The sequence below is a fragment of the Kitasatospora sp. NBC_00039 genome, from assembly GCF_045160625.1.
Taxonomy (GTDB): Bacteria; Actinomycetota; Actinomycetes; order Streptomycetales; family Streptomycetaceae; genus Kitasatospora.
This window is the reverse complement of the sequence record NZ_CP108289.1, coordinates 1,686,115-1,704,688: the sequence shown is the minus strand read 5'-3', so window position 1 is coordinate 1,704,688 and position 18,574 is coordinate 1,686,115. Positions and strand designations below refer to the sequence as shown.

18 protein-coding genes are annotated in these 18,574 nt (G+C 74.5%); 8 read left to right on the top strand and 10 right to left on the bottom strand.

All coding sequences use genetic code 11. The annotated features are described in order from the left end of the window. The first annotated feature begins 96 nt into the window (after positions 1–96). From OG286_RS07715 to OG286_RS07705, 3 genes are all read left to right on the top strand, one after another. The gene (locus OG286_RS07715; RefSeq protein ID WP_396324858.1) at positions 97–396 is read left to right on the top strand and encodes a DUF397 domain-containing protein; all 300 of its coding nucleotides are present in this window, start codon (positions 97–99) and stop codon (positions 394–396) included. Between the two features lie 744 nt (positions 397–1,140). Continuing rightward, positions 1,141–1,635 (top strand): hypothetical protein, encoded by a 495-nt coding sequence (locus OG286_RS07710; protein WP_396324859.1) that lies wholly within the window; start codon positions 1,141–1,143, stop codon positions 1,633–1,635. A 390-nt stretch (positions 1,636–2,025) separates the two neighbouring features. Beyond that, complete coding sequence (locus tag OG286_RS07705; RefSeq protein WP_396324860.1) at positions 2,026–3,378, top strand: acyl-CoA dehydrogenase family protein; 1,353 nt, start codon at positions 2,026–2,028, stop codon at positions 3,376–3,378. Between the two features lie 53 nt (positions 3,379–3,431). On the opposite strand, the gene OG286_RS07700 is transcribed toward OG286_RS07705, so the two are convergent. Continuing rightward, positions 3,432–4,646, bottom strand: coding sequence for a phosphotransferase (locus tag OG286_RS07700; RefSeq protein ID WP_396324861.1), 1,215 nt, complete (start codon positions 4,644–4,646; stop codon positions 3,432–3,434). A 469-nt stretch (positions 4,647–5,115) separates the two neighbouring features. Between OG286_RS07700 and OG286_RS07695 the strand changes: the two genes are divergently transcribed. Beyond that, complete coding sequence (locus tag OG286_RS07695; protein WP_396324862.1) at positions 5,116–6,600, top strand: hypothetical protein; 1,485 nt, start codon at positions 5,116–5,118, stop codon at positions 6,598–6,600. Positions 6,601–6,766: 166 nt separating this feature from the next. Here the strand turns inward: OG286_RS07695 and OG286_RS07690 are convergent, their stop codons facing one another. Continuing rightward, positions 6,767–7,303, bottom strand: a complete 537-nt coding sequence (locus OG286_RS07690; RefSeq protein ID WP_396324863.1) for a hypothetical protein — start codon at positions 7,301–7,303, stop codon at positions 6,767–6,769. A 287-nt stretch (positions 7,304–7,590) separates the two neighbouring features. On the opposite strand from OG286_RS07690, the gene OG286_RS07685 reads away from it, so the two are divergent. Next, a complete protein-coding gene (locus tag OG286_RS07685) occupies positions 7,591–9,105 on the top strand; it encodes a HEAT repeat domain-containing protein (protein WP_396324864.1) in 1,515 nt (504 codons plus the stop codon). 299 nt (positions 9,106–9,404) lie between these two features. On the opposite strand, the gene OG286_RS07680 is transcribed toward OG286_RS07685, so the two are convergent. Together OG286_RS07680 and OG286_RS07675 are read right to left on the bottom strand one after the other, a co-directional pair. After that, positions 9,405–10,247 carry an undecaprenyl-diphosphate phosphatase gene (locus OG286_RS07680; RefSeq protein WP_396324897.1) on the bottom strand — a complete coding sequence of 281 codons (843 nt, stop codon included), beginning with the start codon at positions 10,245–10,247 and terminating at the stop codon, positions 9,405–9,407. A gap of 250 nt (positions 10,248–10,497) precedes the next feature. Then, positions 10,498–11,193, bottom strand: coding sequence for a class I SAM-dependent methyltransferase (locus tag OG286_RS07675; protein ID WP_396324865.1), 696 nt, complete (start codon positions 11,191–11,193; stop codon positions 10,498–10,500). 134 nt (positions 11,194–11,327) lie between these two features. Here OG286_RS07675 and OG286_RS07670 point away from each other — a divergent pair, with 134 nt between their 5' ends. Further along, a complete protein-coding gene (locus tag OG286_RS07670) occupies positions 11,328–11,924 on the top strand; it encodes a DUF4396 domain-containing protein (protein WP_396324866.1) in 597 nt (198 codons plus the stop codon). 96 nt (positions 11,925–12,020) lie between these two features. On the opposite strand, the gene OG286_RS07665 is transcribed toward OG286_RS07670, so the two are convergent. Next, positions 12,021–12,578 (bottom strand): PadR family transcriptional regulator, encoded by a 558-nt coding sequence (locus tag OG286_RS07665; RefSeq protein WP_396324867.1) that lies wholly within the window; start codon positions 12,576–12,578, stop codon positions 12,021–12,023. Positions 12,579–12,814: 236 nt separating this feature from the next. On the opposite strand from OG286_RS07665, the gene OG286_RS07660 reads away from it, so the two are divergent. Both OG286_RS07660 and OG286_RS07655 read left to right on the top strand, forming a co-directional pair. Then, positions 12,815–13,594, top strand: coding sequence for an alpha/beta fold hydrolase (locus OG286_RS07660; protein ID WP_396324868.1), 780 nt, complete (start codon positions 12,815–12,817; stop codon positions 13,592–13,594). Between the two features lie 156 nt (positions 13,595–13,750). Then, positions 13,751–13,924, top strand: coding sequence for a hypothetical protein (locus OG286_RS07655; protein WP_396324869.1), 174 nt, complete (start codon positions 13,751–13,753; stop codon positions 13,922–13,924). A 151-nt stretch (positions 13,925–14,075) separates the two neighbouring features. Here the strand turns inward: OG286_RS07655 and OG286_RS07650 are convergent, their stop codons facing one another. The 5 genes from OG286_RS07650 to OG286_RS07630 form a co-directional block, all read right to left on the bottom strand. Beyond that, positions 14,076–14,957: a biotin-dependent carboxyltransferase family protein gene (locus OG286_RS07650; RefSeq protein ID WP_396324870.1), complete on the bottom strand. Its 882-nt coding sequence runs from the start codon at positions 14,955–14,957 to the stop codon at positions 14,076–14,078. Further along, positions 14,950–15,657, bottom strand: a complete 708-nt coding sequence (gene pxpB, locus OG286_RS07645; RefSeq protein WP_396324871.1) for a 5-oxoprolinase subunit PxpB — start codon at positions 15,655–15,657, stop codon at positions 14,950–14,952. Before pxpB ends, OG286_RS07650 begins: the two co-directional genes overlap by 8 nt. Before the next feature lie 116 nt (positions 15,658–15,773). Continuing rightward, entirely contained in the window at positions 15,774–16,550 is a 777-nt protein-coding gene (locus tag OG286_RS07640) for a LamB/YcsF family protein (protein WP_396324872.1), read from the bottom strand. A gap of 123 nt (positions 16,551–16,673) precedes the next feature. Beyond that, the gene (locus tag OG286_RS07635; protein WP_396324873.1) at positions 16,674–17,210 is read right to left on the bottom strand and encodes a hypothetical protein; all 537 of its coding nucleotides are present in this window, start codon (positions 17,208–17,210) and stop codon (positions 16,674–16,676) included. Positions 17,211–17,429: 219 nt separating this feature from the next. Continuing rightward, positions 17,430–18,464, bottom strand: a complete 1,035-nt coding sequence (locus tag OG286_RS07630; protein ID WP_396324874.1) for an IPT/TIG domain-containing protein — start codon at positions 18,462–18,464, stop codon at positions 17,430–17,432. Positions 18,465–18,574: the final 110 nt, after the last annotated feature.

Below are 18,574 nucleotides of genomic sequence, written 5' to 3'. Positions count from 1 at the left end.
GGAGTCCCACCGTCGGGGGAGTCCTCGGCAACCCCCTGACCGGGGTGGCGGCGATGGCTAGGCTGGCCCCGGAAGACCGTCGGGAGGAGAGCAGCAGTGGCAGCCAACATCGGGACTGACGTGGAATCGGCCGTCGGGGCGGCCGGAGGGTCCGCCGTCGAGGGGGCCGGAGCCGTCCGGGAGCTCGCGCCGAACGGGAAGCCGAAGGTCGACTTCACCGGAGCCACCTGGCTGTGCAGCAGTCAGGGCGTCGGGGATGTCCAGATCGCGTTCGTGGACGGCTACATCGGCATGCGGGACGGCCGTCAGGACGACGGCCCGGTCCTGGTCTTCACCCCGGGCGAGTGGCGGGCCTTCGTGCTCGGCGCCCGGGACGGCGAGTTCGACCTCACCTGAGGCGCCGGCCGGGCCTCGCCCCGGACCCGCCCGAACGGGCCCCGACCAGGGGCCCGTTCCGCTGTGCGCCCCCGGGGCATCGGGGTTGCATCGGTCCGATCTCATTTGAGCGTACCCGGTCATAATTTCTGTTGACTGTTAGACAAACGCAGCTCAGAGTATGAGCACAGGCAGACGCCGTGCCCACCGCCCCCACGCGGCCAGACACGGCGCCTGCTGTGTAGCCCGGCAGTACTGCCAGGCCTGCCTCCCAGTCGTCCCCTGCGCACCGGGGGTGCGTCGGCCGGTCCCGACCCCACGAGGGGGCCGGCAGTCGCCGGGAGGCTGGCACCGGAACCGAGAGCGACTCGGAGCCGGTACCGGGTGCTCGGGACCCGCACGCCCCCACGCGGCGGCGTCCCGAGCAGATCCGCGGGAGCGACGGGCCGGGGCCCCGCGGACCTTGCTTGTGTGGCATGGAACTGTTGGCTTCTGTGTTGTGCTCGCTGTGCAGTGCTGTGTGCGACGACGAAGCTGGGTGCTCGACGGTTCGGCACGACAAATGTGCACAGTGAGGGATACGCGTGTAGGGCCGCGTTGCGACATGCCGTCCCCCCGGAGGGTGAAACCCAGAACGGCTGTCGTGCTGAACCGAACGTAGCCCGGACGGTTGCTCAGAGTCAACATTGGTCTCTGAGCGTGGATCTCCGTCCGGTGCCCCACCCACCCCGTGAGAGCGGTGTGCCGGGCACGTACGATGTTCCCATGTCTTTTCTCCGCCGTCGCTCCGGACAGCCCACCGGCCCGGACTTCGACGTGCTCGCGATGGACCCGGGCGACTGGCCCGGCGACTTCGGTGCGGCCATGATGACCGGTCCGGACGGCTCCTGCCAGGGGATTTTCCTGCGCTATGACCTGTTCGGCGGCAGAGGCCCGGCGATGTTCATCGGCAACCTCCCCGAGGGTTCGCCGGCCCGCGACACCGGGGACGACGTGCCCTTCGAGGTCCGGCAGCTGCTCGCGGCCCTGGAGAACGAGGAACCGGTCGAGTTCGTCTCGGCCGAGGACTTCCCGGTGATGCTCGGGGACGACCTGCTGATCGTGAAGAAGGTCAAGGTCAGCGAGGGTCGACTGTTCTGCTCCCAGTTCGGGCGCAGCGACGGCGTGCAGGTCACCATCGCCTCCTGGGACCGACCGATTTCGGACGACCTCTACCAGCTGCTCAAGCCGCTCCCGGCGGACATGTTCCAGCAGGGCTGACCGGCACCCGACCCGTACCCGGTCGGATTCCGGCCAGGAGGACGGCCAGGAGGACGGTCGGGGCAGGCCGGGAGTGGCCGGGCCATCCCGCGGCCCGGTCGCTGCTTGACGGTTTCGATCACCGGTTCGTACAGTCGCGAACATGTCGTGCCGTCTCCCGCTGCTGACCCGCCGCAGCTACCTGGACCTGCGGCGCACCGCCAGCGCGGCGTGTCCGGGCCACTGAGGGGGATTCGTCCCCGAGGCGGCGCGCGGCCGGCCGGAGGGCCGGCGCCGATCCGGGGGCGGGCGTTCCGCTGACTTCCGGGGCCGCCGAACCGGTACCGCGCGCCCGCCGGCGTGCCGCCCGCAGTTGCCGAGCCCACGCTGCCGCCCGGAGGCACCAGCACCATGACCAGCACCGCGACCACCTTCGCCGCTGACCAGTCGCCCGTCGCCACCGCTCTCGCGGGACTGCCCCGGGTCGTCGACCTGCTGGCCGCCCGGGCCGAGGAGCACGACCGCGACGCCACCTTCCCGTACCAGGGCATCGAGGCGGTGCACGAGGCCGGACTGCTCACCCTCACCGTCGGCCGGCAGTACGGCGGGCCGGGCGGGACGCTCGCCGACACCGTCCGGGTGCTCGCCCAACTCGGGCGCGGAGACGCCTCTGTGGCCGTGGTCACCGCGTTCACCCTGCTCCGGCACGCCGAGCAGGCCCGGGTGGCGAGCTGGCCGGCTGCCGGCTACCGGCGGCTGCTCACCGAGTCCCGGCGCGGGCCGGCGCTGGTCAGCACCCTGCACGCGGAGCCCGGCGGCCAGGGCGGTGGGCCGGGAGATGCGATTCCGGCCACGACGGCCCGCCGGGACGGCGATGGATGGCTGCTCACCGGCCGGAAGACGTACTGCGCCGGCGCCGAGGCGCTGGCCTGGATGGCGGTCACCGCGCGGACCGACGAGCCGGTGCCGCGGGTCGGGACGTTCCTGGTCCGCGGTGAGAGCGAGGGCCTCGAGGTCGACCCGACCTGGGACCAGCTCGGCCTGCGGGCCAGTGCCGGCCATGACGTGGTGCTGGACGCCGTCCGGGTGCCGGCCGTACTGGCCCTCGGGCTCGCCGTGCCGAAGACCGTGGCCGGAACCGTTCCCTCGGGATCCGCCGCTCCTTCGGGAGCCACCCTCGCCGGAACCGTCCTGTCGGGAGCGGCATGTTCGGGAAGCGGAACCTCCCCTTCGGGAAGCGCGCCGACAGGAACCGGAACTGCCCCTTCGGGGACCGGAGTCGGGGAGTCCGCCGTGCCGGCCGCCGAACTCACCCGGGCCTGGCACGACCTGGCCCTCTCTGCGGTCGCCCTCGGGGTGGCCCGCTCCGCCGAGGACTGGCTGGTGCGCTTCCTGCACCAGCGCACCCCGGCCAACCTGACCGAGCCGCTCGGCCGCCTGCCCCGGTACCGCTGCGCGCTGGGCGAGATCGAGGCCCAGCTGATCGGCGCCGAGGAGCTGGTCAACGGCCTTGCCCGGCGCGTCGACCGGGGTGATCCGGACGCCGTCGCCCGGACCGGGCCCGCCCACCTGCTGGTCACCCGCGCCGCGACGACGGCCGTCCAGCAGGCCGTCTCGCTCACCGGCAATCCCGGCCTGAGCCGGCGTCACCCGCTCGAACGCTACCTGCGCGACGTGCTCAGCAGCCGGGTGTACTTCGCCCCGGACGAGGCCGTCCTGGACGCCGCCGGCCGTGCCGCCCTGGACGGCGGGGCCCGGTCCTGAGGACCGGGCCCCGCCGTCGGGCCTGACGCGCAGCCGGCTTCCGCCGACCCTGCTCAGCGCGTGCCGACCGCGGCGCGGACGGCACGGCGGGCCAGTGCGGCGTCGTCGTACAGCCGGCGGATCATGATCCGCTGCTCCTCGCCGGCCCCCGGCACGTCGTACAGCCGGATCTCCCGCATCAGCACCAGTACCAGGTTGACCAGGAACGCGTCCCGGGCCAGCGTGCCGCCGCTCTGGGCGAGTTGGCTGATCTGGCGGCGGGCCGCGGTGTCCCCGGAGAGGACGCTCCAGAGCACCGCCAGGTCGTAGCCGGGCAGGTACCAGCCGGCCTGCTCCCAGTCGACCAGCACCGGCCCGGACGGCGCCAGCAGCATGTTGCTGAGCAGGGCGTCGCCGTGGCAGAGCTGGAGCGGGGTGTGGCTCAGCCCGTGCAGCAGTCCACGCAGGTCGCCGGCGTCCCGGTCGGTGAGCTGGCCCACCGAGTGGTACCGGGCGATCTCCAACTGGTAGTCCAGTCGCGGCTGGAACACGTCGGTCGGCGGCCGCCACAGGTTGAGCGTGCGGACGGCGCCGAGCAGCGCCCGCACCTCGCCCGGGGTGGGCGCGTTGACCGGGTGGCGTTCCCGGGCGGCCGGCCGCCCGGGAACGCGCTCCATGACGAGCACGCAGCGGTCGTGGTCGGCCGCGACCAGCCGGGGCAGCCGCACCGGCGGACGGTGCCGGACGAAGGCCCGGTAGACCGCGACCTCGTGGTGGAAGTCGGCCACCAGCTGCTCGAAGTACTCACTCCGCACCGCCTGCGGCGCCAGGCACTTGGCGACCACCGGCGCCCGCCCGATGGTGCCCGCCACCAGGATGTGGCGGCTCCCCTCGCGCAGCACCTGGCGCGGGGTGAAGGCGGGACATATCCGCGCGACTCCGGCCAGCGCGGCCCGGACCGCGGGCGTCTGCAGCGCAGACGGGTCGATCCGCTCGGCGGTGCCGGGCTGGCCCGGCCGCATCGGCGGGCGCAGCATCCGGCCGTCGCCCGGGCGGGCGGCCGGGACGCGGGCGCCGCCCGGCAGGACGGAGTCGGGGGCGCGCAGCCCCAGCGCCGTGCGCGCGGCCTGGCCCCGGGCGTCCGCGGACCGGCCGTCGGTGCCGCGCGGGGCCGCGGGGCGGCTCGGCGGCGGGACCTGCTTGGGGCCGGGACGGCCGGTGGCTGCGGTGGGGGGGCGCAGCGCGGTGCGGGTCGCGGTCGGCGAGGGGGAGGTCGCTGAGGAGTACATGGGGTGAGGGTGGTCCCTTCCTGTCCGTCGGCGGGTACGCCCCGCGGTGCGGGGAGGGCCGGTGCCGCGTGCTTCCTGGCGTGACGGCGGCCCTGGTGCGGTGGGTGGAGCGCGGGCGCCGGGCACGGACGCGGGGGCCGAAGCCCCTTGCTGCGGCGGTGGTCCGGCCGCCCGCACCCTGGGGAATGCGGTCGGCCGGTACTGCCGTGGCCGTGCCCGGCGCCCCCGCGCCACCCGGCCGCGCCACCCCCTCGGGTGAGGACCGGGGACGCCCCCTGACACGGGCGGGGAGTCCCCGGTCCGGCCTGGGGCGCCGCCCGACCCGAGGGGCGAGGTGGCGCACCTCTACATCACACCCGGATGGCACTGGTTGGTAATGTGGCGGACCCTGGCGAAGCCTGGCGAATGCTCGCCTGGCACATGACGGAGCCTCTAGCCTCGAACCAGCCGAGGAACCTGGGGGCTTCACGTGAGCAGGGGACCCAACACCCGACTCGCCGATCTGTTCGTCCTGACCGGATGGTCGAAGGGCGAGCTGGCACGGCTGGTCAACCGGCGTGGTGCCGCGATGGGACAGCAGCAGCTGTCCACCGACACCTCACGGGTCCGGCGGTGGATCGAGCAGGGGGAGATCCCGCGCGATCCGGTGCCGAGGGTGCTGGCAACCGTGTTCACGGAGCGGCTCGGCCGTGTCGTCACCACTGAGGACCTCGGTCTGGAACGACACCGGCCCACCAGGACCGGAGCGGCGCAGCCCGCAGCACATCCATGGGAGCCGGATCGTACGGCCGCGGTCCTCACCGAGTTCACGGGAATGGACCTCATGCTGAACCGACGTGGATTGGTGGGCGCGGGTGCCGCGCTCACGGCCGGGGCGGTCGTCGCCGACTCCCTGAAAGGCTGGCTGGGCGGGGACGCGGTCGCGTACGCGGCCTCCGTGCCCGGCCCGCGACCGGTGGTCACCGGGCAGGGCGGTGGCCGTCCGGTGGTGGACGTGTACGACGCGGGCCCGGTCGGGCTCGACGAGGTGGAGGCGCTGGAGCGCTCGGTGCAGGTGTTCCGCGCCTGGGACGCCGCGCGCGGCGGAGGCCTCCAGCGCAAGGCGGTGGTGGGTCAGCTCAACGAGGTGGGCGGTCTGTTGACGAGCCGCCACAACCCTGCGGTGGAGCAGCGGTTGTGGCTGGTCGCCGCCAACCTGGCGGTGCTGGCGGGCTGGATGTCGCACGACGTCGGCCTGGAGCCGACCGCGCAGAAGTACTTCGTGATCGCCGCCGAGGCGGCCAAGGAGGCCGGCGACCGCCCGAGGGCCGGCGAGGCGATCTCGCGCGCCGCCCGTCAGATGGTCCACCTCGGCCGGGCCGACGACGCGCTCGACCTGATGTCGGCCGCGAAGGCCGGCGGCGGCCGGGCGCTGCCGAGAACGCGCGCGATGCTCAACACCGTGGAGGCCTGGGCGCACGCCTCGATCGGGCACTCCCAGGACACCTGGCGGCTGCTGGGCGAGGCCGAGGACCTCTTCGCCGAGGACGTCCCCGAGCCGCCGCCGTCCTGGATGCAGGTCTTCGACGAGGCCGAGCTGCGCGGCATGCAGGCGCTGGTGCTGCGCACCCTCGCGGAGCACGACCCGTCGGCGGCCCCGCAGGCCAGGAAGCAGGCCGAGCGGGTGATCAAGCTCCGCGAGGGCACCGGGCAGCTGCGCTCGGCGCTCTTCGACCGGATCACCCTCGCCTCGGTGCACTGGCTCACCGGCGAGCCGGACGCGGCGGAGCTCCAGGCCAAGATGGCGATGAACCTGATCGGCCAGAACTCGTCCCACCGCACCTGGGACCGGCTGCGCGAGATGTACCGGCTGACCGCCCGCTACCGGGGGGTGCCGGTGGTGGACGAGCTCCGTGCGGAGCTGGGGCGGGAGTTGCGGCAGGCGGACGCCAAGAACCGGCCGAAGCTCGCCTGAGCCCGGGGGTCGTCGACTTCGGTCCGACCGTGATCCGGTCTCGGCGCGGGGCAGGCCGGCACCGGCGGCGTTCGTGCGGGACCTCGCGTGCGCGAGCTCGTGCGCGACCTTGCGCAGGACCTCGCGTGGGACCTTGCGCGGAACCTCGTGCGCGACGGGAGGAGGCTCAGGCCCGGTCGGCCGGGCGGATCAGCAGGCGCAGCGCGGTGACGGTGCCGTCGGTGCCGAGCACGGGCTCGCCCGTGCACTCGATCGCGCCGTGTCCGCCGAAGGGGTGGCGTACCTGAAGGGTGCCGTAGGCGTGGCGTCCGTGCACCAGGGTTTCGGTCATCATGCGGCGCAGTTGTGGCCGGTCCGCCTCGTCGAGGCGGTCGGGCAGCCGGTCGAGGCTGAGCGGGCCGTGCCCGGGGTCGCACCCGAGCAGCCGGAACACCTCGGCGGACCACCGGACGTCGTCGGTGAGCAGATCCCACTCGGCCGAGCCGACTCCGGGGTCGGACGGCGCCTGCGCCGTGCCGTCCACTCTGCCGTCCACCGCGTCGTCGGCCGCCCCGGCTCCGGACCGGGTGCCCGTTCCGCTGCCGGCCCGGTGGCCCGTGGAACCGTCCGCTCCGCTCCGGCCGGCGCCGTCCGCCGGGCTGCCCGCCGGCCCGTCCGCCGCGGCGGTGCCCGGCGGACGGCCGGCGGTTCTGGGCATGCTCATGGCGGTTCCATCGGTCGGAGGAGGCGGCCTTGAGGGGCCTGTCCGGGTGGTGAAAAGACTGTTGCACAGCGGCCTGACCCCCGTGGGGGATTTGGGCAGATCCCCGGCAAAATTCCTCCGGCATATGCCAACCGGACAGTAGGGTCGGTCGCCCTGTGTGCGGCGGGGTGCCCGAGGCGGTAACCTTCGGTGATTCCGGCGCCCGGGCGCCCACCGCAGTACCGACCAGTGACCCCGGCGACGGAAATCCCGTTGCCACTACGACCGCCGCAACGGATGCTGACCTCATGTTCGAGCCAGTGATAGCACCCAGTGCCAGCCTCCTCGGCCTCCTTCAGCGAGGTCGCGGTGACGGGCAGCTCCATGCGCTGGCCGCCGACCGCACCGAAGCCATCGCCGCGCTGGAGGAGTGCGTCACCAGGGACCCGCGAGCCGACTGGCAGGTCGAGAACCGCTCCCTCTACTACGCACGCCTCTACATGGAGCTGGAGGCGCCCCTCGGCGGCATCGAGGACCACCTCCACGACCCGGAGGACCTCCTCGACGACGACGAGGGCCGCACGGGCCTCGCGCTCTCCGTCCTCGGCCACCTCGCCGCCTACGGCCGGCGCGACGCGCTGCTGATGCTGCGCGAGTACGCCGCCACCGGCACCAACTGGGCCTGGGCCCTGGACGAGCTGGCCCTGCGGGACGACGACCGCGGCCTTCTGCTGCTCGGCACCGCCGTGCTGGACCGCTTCCCGCCGGGCCCCGAGGGCGATGCCGAGCTTCGCGACTTCATCCGCGCCGCGTACGAGCCCCGGCCCTGGCGGCTCTGGGCGGCCTACCACCCGCGGGTCGCCGCGGCGAGCGAGCAGTCCCCCTTCGACCTCTGGCAACGCCAGCTGAACCGCAGCGGCGTCACCCCCGGCTGGTCCACCGCGGACGTGCTGGCCTGGGCCGACCAGGGCGAGCTGGGCGGCCTGAGCGCCGGCGCCTTCGCCGGCCAGCCCGACCGTCCCGAGCCCGCCCGCGACGCCGGTGACCCGGCCGGCCCCGACGCCGTGGACCGGCGCGCGGCCGCTGCCGCGCGCTGCCTGGCCGCGGTGGTGCGCCCCGAGGACCGCCCCGCGGTGCTGGAGGCGGCCCGCAGCGGCCTGCCCGGCGCCCGCCGGGCAGCCCTCCGGTACCTGGTCGACCGGCGCGATCCGGCCGCGGCCGGCCTGATCGAGGCCGCCGCCGCCGACGTGGACGACCGGATGGTGCGCGCCGCCCTGGAACTGCTCGGCCGGATGCGCGGCCCCGAGGTGCTGGCGCACGCCCGCCGCTGGGCCGACCCGGCCACCGGCGGCGCCGACAGCGCCCTCGGCGAGGCCGCCGTCCAGCTGCTCGCCGACGCCGGCGAGCCCTGCGACGCACCCCTGGTGGTCGCCGGGCTGCGTCGCTGGATCTCGGTGCGCGGCGTGACCGGCACCGGCACCGGCCTCGGGACGCTGGTCGACGGTGCGGGGCGGCTTGCCGCGGCCGAAGCCGTCCCCGTCCTGCGCCACATCTACGGCGAGGCCGCCTCGTCCGAACTGCGCGGCCGCGCCGCCCGGGCGCTCGCCGCGACCGACGTGCACTTCCCCGAGGGGCCGGCCGTCGAGTGCCTATGGGACTGCGAGGAGTCCACCCGGGAGCTCGCCGCGAGGCACGTCGCCACCACCGGCGACGCCCGCGTGCTGGAGCGCCTGCGCCGCCTCGCCGCCGACCCGGCCGAGGAGGCCGAGGTCCACGCCGCCGTGCGGGGCCGGCTGACCGCCGCCCGCGAGCGAAGCCGCTAGGCGCGGGGGGCTGTCTGACGAGCGCGGCCGTGAGCCGCTTCCGGGACGACGAAACGGGCCGGGGCACCTGGTGAGGTGTCCCGGCCCGCTGCTGTCGGTGGAGCGGTGGAACCGCGGTGGAACCGCGTTCTACTCGGGAAGGCCACTGCTCCGGAGAGGCACGGCTTCCGCAGCCGCTGCTCTCGGATCCGCTGCTTCGCGGACCGGAGGCTTCTGGAACGGCTGCTCCGGACCAGCTGCTTCTGGACCAGCTGCTTCTGGAACGGCTGCTTCTGGACCGGATGCCTCTGGGACGCCGCCTACTTCACGACGCCGGCGTCGGGCGCCAGGGTGCCGACGCTCACCAGCGCGATGATCAGAATGCCGAGCGCCACCCGGTACACCACGAACGGCATGAAGCTGTTGTGCGAGATGTACTTCAGGAACCAGGCGATCGCCGCGTATCCGACGACGAAGGCGATCAGGGTGGCCAGGACGGTCGGGCCCCAGGCCGGGGCCGGGCCCTCGCCGATCTTGAACAGCTCCAGCAGGCCGGAGGCGAGCACCGCCGGGATGGCCAGCAGGAACGAGTACCGGGCGGCCGCCTCGCGGCTGTAGCCGAGCAGCAGGCCAGCGCTGATGGTGCCACCCGAGCGCGAGACGCCGGGGATGAGCGCCAGCGCCTGCGCCATGCCGTAGACGGCGGCGTGCGGCAGGGTCAGGTCGGTGATCGGCTTGGCGTGCCGGACCGCTCGGGTGCGGTCGGCCACCGCCAGGATCAGGCCGAAGACGATCAGCGTGGTGCCGATGATCCGCAGGTCGCGGAGGTTGGTCTCGATGGTGTCCTGGAACAGCTTGCCCAGGATGCCGATCGGCAGAGTGCCGATGATCACGAACCAGCCCATCCGGGCGTCCTGGTGCGAGCGCAGCGCGGGCCGGAACAGCGAGAGCGTCCAGGTCTTCACGATCGAGGCGATGTCGCGCCGGAAGTAGATCAGCACGGCGGACTCGGTGCCGAGCTGGGTCACGGCGGTGAACGCCGCGCCCGGGTCGTCCCAGCCCAGCAGGGCCGAGAAGACCCGCAGGTGAGCGCTGGAGGAGATCGGCAGGAACTCGGTGAGCCCTTGGATCAGGCCGAGGACGGCTCCGTGGAACCATTCGATCACCGGACACCCGCCCGGGGTATCCGTCGCTCGATGCGCATCAGCGGTCCTTGTTGGTCGTCGGTGCGGGAGCATGCCCGACAGCATGCCCGGGGCACATGCCGGCGGCATGCGAACGGCCGGTCCCGCCCGACGCTCGGGGCGCGCGAGGGCCCGGCGCGCGCCTGATGGTACGCGGTGAAGGTGACGGGTTTCCGTTCACCCCTGCCCCGGTCCCGCTCCACCGGCGCGGCCGGTGTTCGAGCCCTGTTCAGGCGGTGTCCGGCCGTGCCCTGACCCAGGTCCGGTCGTCGGTCAGGTAGCGGTCCACGGTCAGGCCGGCGTCGGCCAGCGCCTGCTCGAACTCGGCGGTGCCGAGGGGGCGGGAGAGGAAGGTCTGGGTCCAGCGCGCGTCCGGGAACTCGTACTCGGCGACCACCGAGTTCGCCCCCTCGCCGACCGGCGTGGACGAGGCGATCCGGACCAGCCCGTCCCGGCCCAGCGGGCGTTCGCGCGGCACGTCGCGGTGCCAGTCCTCGCCCTCCCGCTGGATCAGGATGCAGCCGTCCGCGGCTACGTGCCGCCGGCAGGTGGCGAGCAGCCGGCGCCGGACCTCCGGGTCGCCCGCGTGCACCAGGAAGGAGGCCAGCATGACGACGTCGAAATGCTCGCCGAGGTCCAGCCCTTCGATCGGGCTGCGGACCGTCCGGGCCCCGCGCACCCGGGCCAGCATCTCGGCGGACTCGTCCACGGCCGTCACCGTGAAGCCCCGTTCGAGCAGCGGGTGCGTCACCCGGCCCACGCCGCAGCCCAGTTCGAGGATGCGCGCGCCGGCCGGTACCGCCTGTTCGATCACCTCCGGCTCGCCGTGCACCGGCAGCCGTGTGTACAGCTCGACGGCGCAGCCGTCCGGTGTGATCGCGCCCGGTCCCGTGCCGTCGTAGCCCCTGCGTCGCTCATCGGTCATCGTCCCATCGGAACACGGGCCCGCGGGGGTGGGGAAGAGGGCGTCGGAGAGATGGTTTGCGGCATACCCCCAGGGGGTATATGTTCATCACCGACGGAGCGAGGAACGAAGCGCCAGGGCAAGCGGAGGACGACATGGCACACCCCGCACAGCACGAGCAGCACGCCGGACACGGGTACCACGAGCAGCACGGCCACCCGGCCGGGCACGAGAGGCGCGACCTGCACGCCGGTCACGCCGGTCACGTGGGCCACGCCGGTCGCGCGGGTCACGGCGCCGGGCACGGTGGCGGGGCGAGCTGGCGGACCGCCGCGCAGGCGACCCTGCACTGCCTCACCGGCTGCGCCATCGGCGAGATCCTCGGCATGGTGCTCGGCACCGCCTTCGGCCTGCACAACGGCGCGACCGTGGTGCTCTCGGTGCTGCTGGCCTTCGCCTTCGGCTACGCCCTCACCATGCGCGGCGTGCTCAAGGCGGGCCTGGACGTCCGGGCCGCGGTGAAGGTGGCGCTGGCGGCCGACACCGTGTCGATCCTGGTCATGGAGCTGATCGACAACACCGTGATGGTCACCGTCCCGGGGGCGATGGACGCGGGCCTCGGCGACCTCCTGTTCTGGATCGCGCTGGCGGGCTCGCTCGCCCTCGCCTTCGCCCTGACCGTGCCGGTCAACAAGTGGATGATCGGGCGAGGCCGCGGCCATGCGGTCGTCCACGCCCACCACCAGCACTGAGCGCCCGTCCCGAAGGCGCCGGGGACTCGCCTGCGGCCCGCACCGACCCGCTCGACGGTCGGTGCGGGCCGCGGCGTTTTCGCGGTGCGTCGGGGGCTACTGCCCGGTGCGTCCGGGCTGCTGCCCGTTGCGCTCCAGCTCCACGAGGGTGTCGTGCAGCCAGGTCAGCTCGGCCTCGGTGGTGGCGCGGGCGATCAGCAGCATCCCGCGGCGGAACGGGTCCGTCGCCTCCTCGGCGCCCACCGGGTGTGCCCCGTCGTAGAAGAAGCTGGCCGGCTCGCTCAGGAAGGCCAGGCGGCGGCGGAGTACGGCGGCCTGGGCGGCCGGCTCGCCGTCGAGGTGGCGGAGGAAGGCCAGCACGGTGAACCAGCGGTTCTCGTCGCTGATGTCCAGCTCGTCCGGAGTGCGCAGCCGGTCGAGCAGTGCGGTCCGCCCGGCCTCGGTGAGGTGGAGGGTGTGGCGCGGGGCGGCCGCCGTCCCCGGCTCGGTCTCGCGCACCAGCAGGCCCCCGGACTCCAGTCGCTTGATCGCCGGGTAGAGCGTGCCGTCACTGATAGGCCGGACGTGCCCGGTGAGCGCTGCGAGGTGGTGGCGCAGCTCGTAGCCGTGCAGGGGCCGGTCGTGGAGGAACCCGAGGATCGCGAGCTTCAGCATGGGACCACTCTCTCAGAGGGTCGTTCCCGGGCTCGGAGGGTCGTTGTCGGGTTCAGGGGGTCGTTCCCGGGTTCACGGCGTCGGCCCGGGCGTCCGGAGAGTCGTTTCCGGGTCCGGGCGGTCGTCGGCCGGCGCCCGTTCGCTATATCGCTACCGCTATACCTCGATCGCGAGGTATGGTTCCTGTGGCTGGACAGCGAACGTTGCGATACCCCGACCCGAGGAGGAGAACGACCGTGCATCACGCAACCGTCACCCCGAACGGCGACCGGATCCGCTGGGTGGAGCTGCCGGGCGCCGAACCGGCCCGGCTCTACCTGCATGGTCTCGGCGCCAGCTCGCCCGTCTACTTCGCCGCAGCTGCGGCCCACCCGCTGATCGCCGGGCGCCGCTCGCTCCTGCTCGACCTGCTGGGCTTCGGCATCAGCGACCGGCCCGCCGATTTCTCCTACACGCTGGAGGCTCACGCCGACGCGGTGGCGGCGGCGCTGGACGCGGCCGGGCTGGCCGAGGTCGAGGTGGTCGGGCACAGCATGGGCGGCGCGGTGGCGATCGTGCTCGCCCACCGGCATCCACGGCTGGTGGCCAACCTCCTCCTGGTCGACTCCAACCTCGACCCGATCACGCCCACCCGCCGCCCGGGCAGCAGTGGGATCGCCACGTTCACCGAGGAGGAGTTCCTGGCCGGCGGCCGGGAGGAGGTCGGCCGGTGGGTCGGCCCGCTCTGGTGGTCCACCATGCGGCTGGCCGGCCCCGAGGCCCTCCACCGCAGTGCCGTGAACCTCGCCCGAGGCACCGTTCCGACCATGCGGGAGCTCTTGCTCGACCTGGACGTCCCGCGCACCTTCCTCCACCCGCAGGCCGACGGTGCACCGGAGGGCGCGGACCGGCTGCGCGAGGCGGGCGTGGAGGTGGTGGCCGTTCCGGACTGCGGGCACAACATCATGCTCGACAATCCGGAGGGCTTCGCCGACGCCGCCGCCGTGGCCCTGGCACGTCGCGCCGTGGTGGCATGACACGCTGATGAGGCAGGTCGTGTCATGGTGGCCTGCCCTGCCTCAGCGGCACGACGTGCCACCTCGGCGCGGTGCGCCGCACACTGGCCTGACAGGCGTCCGCCCGTACGACACGCGCCTGCCCCGTCCGCCCCGCCGCCCCAGGAGCCGCCCGCCATGCCGGCCACCTTCGAACCACCGGTCCGCGTCCCGGACGCGCTGACCGCCTCCCTCGCCGAGTGCCTCGGCGACCGGGGCCGCGACTGGGCCGCCTGTCTCCCCGCGCTCGCCGCCGAGCTGTTGGAGAGGTGGTCGCTGCGCCCGGAGGCCCTGGTGGGGCGGTCCCGCTGACTGCTGCGCCCCGACTGCTGCGCCCGACCCGGACTGCTACGCCCGACTGCTCCACCCCGACCGCGTCGCCCTGACGGGTCGTCGCCGGCCACGGGTGCGCGCAGCGCCGGGCCCTTCCTCGCGCGGCTCACCATGCTGCCGGGGGAACGCCCTACCGCCCCCGCAGCAGCACGAACCTGACCGGCGTCCCCGGGCGGGCCTGGGCGGCTGCCGCGAGGTCGGCGCGCGGGACGACGCCGAGGACGGGATAGCCGCCGGTGGTGGGGTGGTCGGCGAGGAAGACCACAGGCAGCCCGTCCGGGGGGATCTGGACGGCGCCCAGCACCATGCCCTCGCTCGGCAGTTCGCCGCCGTGCGCCCGGCTGACCGACGGGCCCGCCGTCCGCAGGGCGATCCGGTTGCTGGCCGGGGCCACCCGGTAGCGCTCGCGGGCCAGCCAGGCCACCGACTGCGGTTCGAACCAGTCGGCGCGCGGCCCGAGCCGCAGCCGCAGCACCAGTTCGGCCGGGGGCGCGGGCAGCGGCACGAGGCCGGGGGCAGGCCGGTACGGCGGGGGCGGCCCGACCGGCAGCCGGTCGCCGGCGGCCAGCGGGGCCGGGCCGAGGCCGGAGAGCAGATCGGCCGAGCGACTGCCGAGCACGGGCGGGACGGCGAGCCCGCCCGCCACCGCCAGGTAGCCGCGCACGCCGTGGGTGGCGGCACCGACCTCGATCAGCCCGCCGGCCGGCACGGCGACGGGCGCGCCCCACGCGGCGGGCCGCCCGTCCACCCGGACCGGGGAGGGCGCACCGGTGACGGCCACGACCACCGGCCGGTCCGCGCGCAGCGCGACCCCGCCGAGGGTGGTCTCCAGGGCGGCCGCGCCGGGCTCGTTGCCGACCAGCCGGTTGGCCGCACGCAGCGCCGGCTCGTCCAGCGCACCCGCCCGGGGCACACCGAGGTGGGCGACACCCCGGCGCCCGAGGTCCTGCACGGTGGTCAGCGGGCCGGGCCGGACGACCTCCAGCTCGGCCCCGGGCTCCCGCTCAGCCACGGTCACCCCGCGTCGCCGCCGCCCCGTCCTCCGTGCCTCCGTTCGCCGCGGCCCCGTCCGCCGTGGACCGTGCCGCCGTGAACCGGACCCGCACACCCGGTGCGAGCAGCGCGGCCGGTTCGCGGGCGGCGTCCCAGAGCGGCAGGCCGGTGCGGCCGAGGAGCTGCCAGCCACCGGGGGAGGAGCGCGGGTAGACGCCGGTGTAGGGGCCCGCCAGGGCGACCGAGCCGGCCGGGACGGCGCTGCGCGGGGTGGCACGCCGAGGCACCGCGTACTGCTCCGGCAGGCCGGTGAGGTAGCCGAAGCCGGGGGCGAAGCCGCAGAAGGCGACCACGTACTCGGGCTCGGTGTGGATCCGTACGGCCGCCTCGGGGGAGACCCCCCAGAGCGCGGCCACCTCGGCGAGGTCGGCGCCGTCGTACACGGTCGGCACCTCCAGCAGCGGGCCGGGCGTGGCGTCCGCCGCCGTCGGGCGGGCCGGCCGCAGCAGGGCGGTGAGTGCGGGGATGTCGGTGACGCCGTCCAGCAGGACGGTCCGGGCGGCGGGGACGATCTCCTCGACGGCGGGCAGCTCGCCTGCGGCCTGCCGCTCGCGCAGCCAGGCGTACAGGGCGCCCACCTCGGCCGTCCCGGCGACCTCGACCAGCAGCGCGTGCTCCCCGGCCGGCCGGAGCTCCGGCTCGCGGCCCCCCGCCGCCATGACGCCTGAGCCCTCGGCGCCCGGACCGACCGCCCCGGCGCCCGAGCCCGCCGCCCCGACACCCGGACCCGTTGGGCCCGCACCGTCCCCCCGGCCCTCGCCGCCCCCCGCCGCCGTCACGCGAAGGCCTCCACCCGCACGCCCGCCGAGGCGAGCGCGCCCCGGATGCGCCAGGCGAGCTGGGCGGCGCCGGGCGTGTCGCCGTGGACGCAGAGCGACCGCGCCTCGACCGCGATCGGCTCGCCGCCGACGGCCTCCACCGTGCCGTCCCGGGCGATGCCGACCGCGCGGGTGATCACCGTCTCGGGGTCGTGCACCACGGCGTCCGGCTCGCGGCGCGGTACCAGGGTGCCGGCCCAGGTGTACGCGCGGTCGGCGAACGCCTCGGTGACCACCGGGAGCCCGACGCCCTCGGCGACCGCCAGGAAGCGGGAGCCCGGCAGGCCGAGCACGGGCAGCGGGCCGTCGCAGACCGCCCCGGCCCGCAGGACGCCCGCGACCACCGCCTCGGCCTGCTCGGAGTCGCCCACCACCCGGTTGTAGAGGGCGCCGTGCGGTTTGACGTACGAGACCCGGGAGCCGGCCGCGCGGGCGAAGACCTGGAGGGCGCCGATCTGGTAGGCGATCTCGTCGGCCAGCTCTTCCGGCGGGACATCCATCGCGCGCCGGCCGAAGCCGGCGAGGTCGCGGTAGGAGACCTGGGCACCGATCCGGACGCCGCGCTCGGCGGCCAGCGCGCAGACCCGGCGCATGGTCGACGGATCCCCGGCGTGGAAGCCGCAGGCGACGTTGGCGCTGGTCACCACGGAGAGCAGTGCCTCGTCGTCGGTCAGCGTCCACCGCCCGAACCCCTCACCGAGGTCCGCATTGAGATCGATCACCGCATCGGTCACGCCCGTCCGCCTCCCACAGCTGTTGAGCCAGATGGTAGGGCCTGCGTGTGAAGCCCGGTGCCGTCCACCCGGGCAGCGGCCCGCCCACCGGCGGCCCGCTGCCCGGGCGTTCCCCCGGACGGATCACCCGGTGGCGGCGGTGCCGCGGGCAACGGCGTCGGCGGCCCGTTCCAGAGGCCGCAGTGCGCGCAGCACGATCAGCAGCGGGACGACGCCGACGACGCCGAACGACATGTCGATGAATCGCCAGTACAGCGGGATGCCCCGGAGCGGACCGCAGATCAGGGCCAACGGGATGATGCCCGCACAGGCGAGGACGGCCCAGCGGATCACCCAGATGTTGCGGACCGGGTCCTTGAGCGGCCCCCGGAAGGCGGCGGCGATCACCAGGTGTGCGAAGGCGAGCCAGTCGGTGCCGTAGGCGAGGAAGGCGTAGCGGGCGTTGGTCTCGGCGAGGCCGTCGCGGACCCGTTCGAGCCACTCGACCAGGGCCGGCAGGTGGTCGGTGACGGGGGCGGCCGGGCCGGTGGCGAATCCGGCCAGCCACCTGGTCTCGGTCTCCAGCGGGAAGGCGGTCAGGCCGCTCAGCACCAGGCAGACCACGAAGGTCCACAGCCACCGGCGTACCCGCCGCAGGATCGCCTCGGAATCAGTGCCCATCGTGCCAACCTCCATGCCGAAGGACAGGTGGGGCCTTGTCCCACCTGCGCAGCACGACTCTAGACCCACGAATTGAACGCGTTCAACTTTCGGCTGCGGGTGCGCCTGGGTCGAGCCCGTGGTCCGCCCCGGGGCACACCCGGCACCCGCCCGTGGTCCGCCCGGAAACGCCGGTGGCCGGACGCGAACCCCGCGCCCGGCCACTGCCTGCGAAACCCGCTACGCGGTGTACGTGAACCGGTCCGCCGCGCCGATCGCGCTCGTCCCGCCGGCCGTGGTCACGGTGACGTCGACCACGCCCGCCCCCGCCGGGGCGGTCGCCGAGCAGAGCGACACGCCGCAGGAGTAACGGGTGGCCGGGACACCGCCGAAGCGCACGGTGCCCTGGGCCAGGTTGCTGCCCTGGACGTAGATCTGGGTGCCGCCGGTGGCCGGGCCGGAGCCGGTGGTCAGGCCGGTGACCGCCGGGGCGGGCGGCGCCGGGGGAGCCGCGCCGGTGTAGTCGAACGGGGTGGGGGCGGCCGCGGAACCCCCCGGGGTGACCACGGTGACCGGCGTGCTGCCCGCGCCGCCGGGGGTGGTCACGGTGCAGGTGGTGCTGGTGCAGCCGCCGGCCGCGACCGAGTCGCCGAACAGCACGAAGCCGTTGTCGAGGTCGGTGCCGGTCAGCGTGACGGCGGTGCCGCCCGTGCCCGCGCCGGACGAGGTGTCGATACCGGTCACCGCGGGCGCCGCCTGGGTGGCCGGGGCCTGCGGGCCGCTGCCGAGCACATAGGTCGAGACGTTGTCGGACGGGTCCGCGTCGTTCCGGTTGGCGGCCGTCACCTTGATCGTCCCGGCGGGCCTGGTGCCGTGGGACTGCACGAAGACCTTCATGAACTCGCTGCGCCCCGGAGCCCGGTTGCCGGTGAAGTAGGCGTCCAGGCGGCGGGCGTCGGGCGAGATCGTCTCGGTGAAGGTGTAGTCCTGGAACGAGGTGATCGTCGCGCCGCTCGTGGTCAGACCGGGCGGCAGTTCGACGGTGAGGTGGGTGACGCCGGTGAGGTCGGTGGTGCCGGAGGACTTCCAGGTCACCGAGAAGTTGGTGTTGTCGACCGGGAAGATCGGGTAGTTCCCGGCCTGGGTGACACTGACGTTCGGGCCGGTGACCGCCGTCCGGGCGGGGGTCGCGGCGGCGGAGACAGCGGCGCCCGCGGCGAGGGCGGTCGCGGCCAGTGCGGCGGCCAGGCCGCCTCGAACCAGTCTGGTGATCATAGGACGCATGATGGCCGGGCCGGGCGCGCCGCGAAGCCGTTTTCTCGAAATCCAGTTCTAGCGGCGCGCGTTCGGCTCGGCCCCGGCCCGGCCCCGGCCCGCCCGTAAGG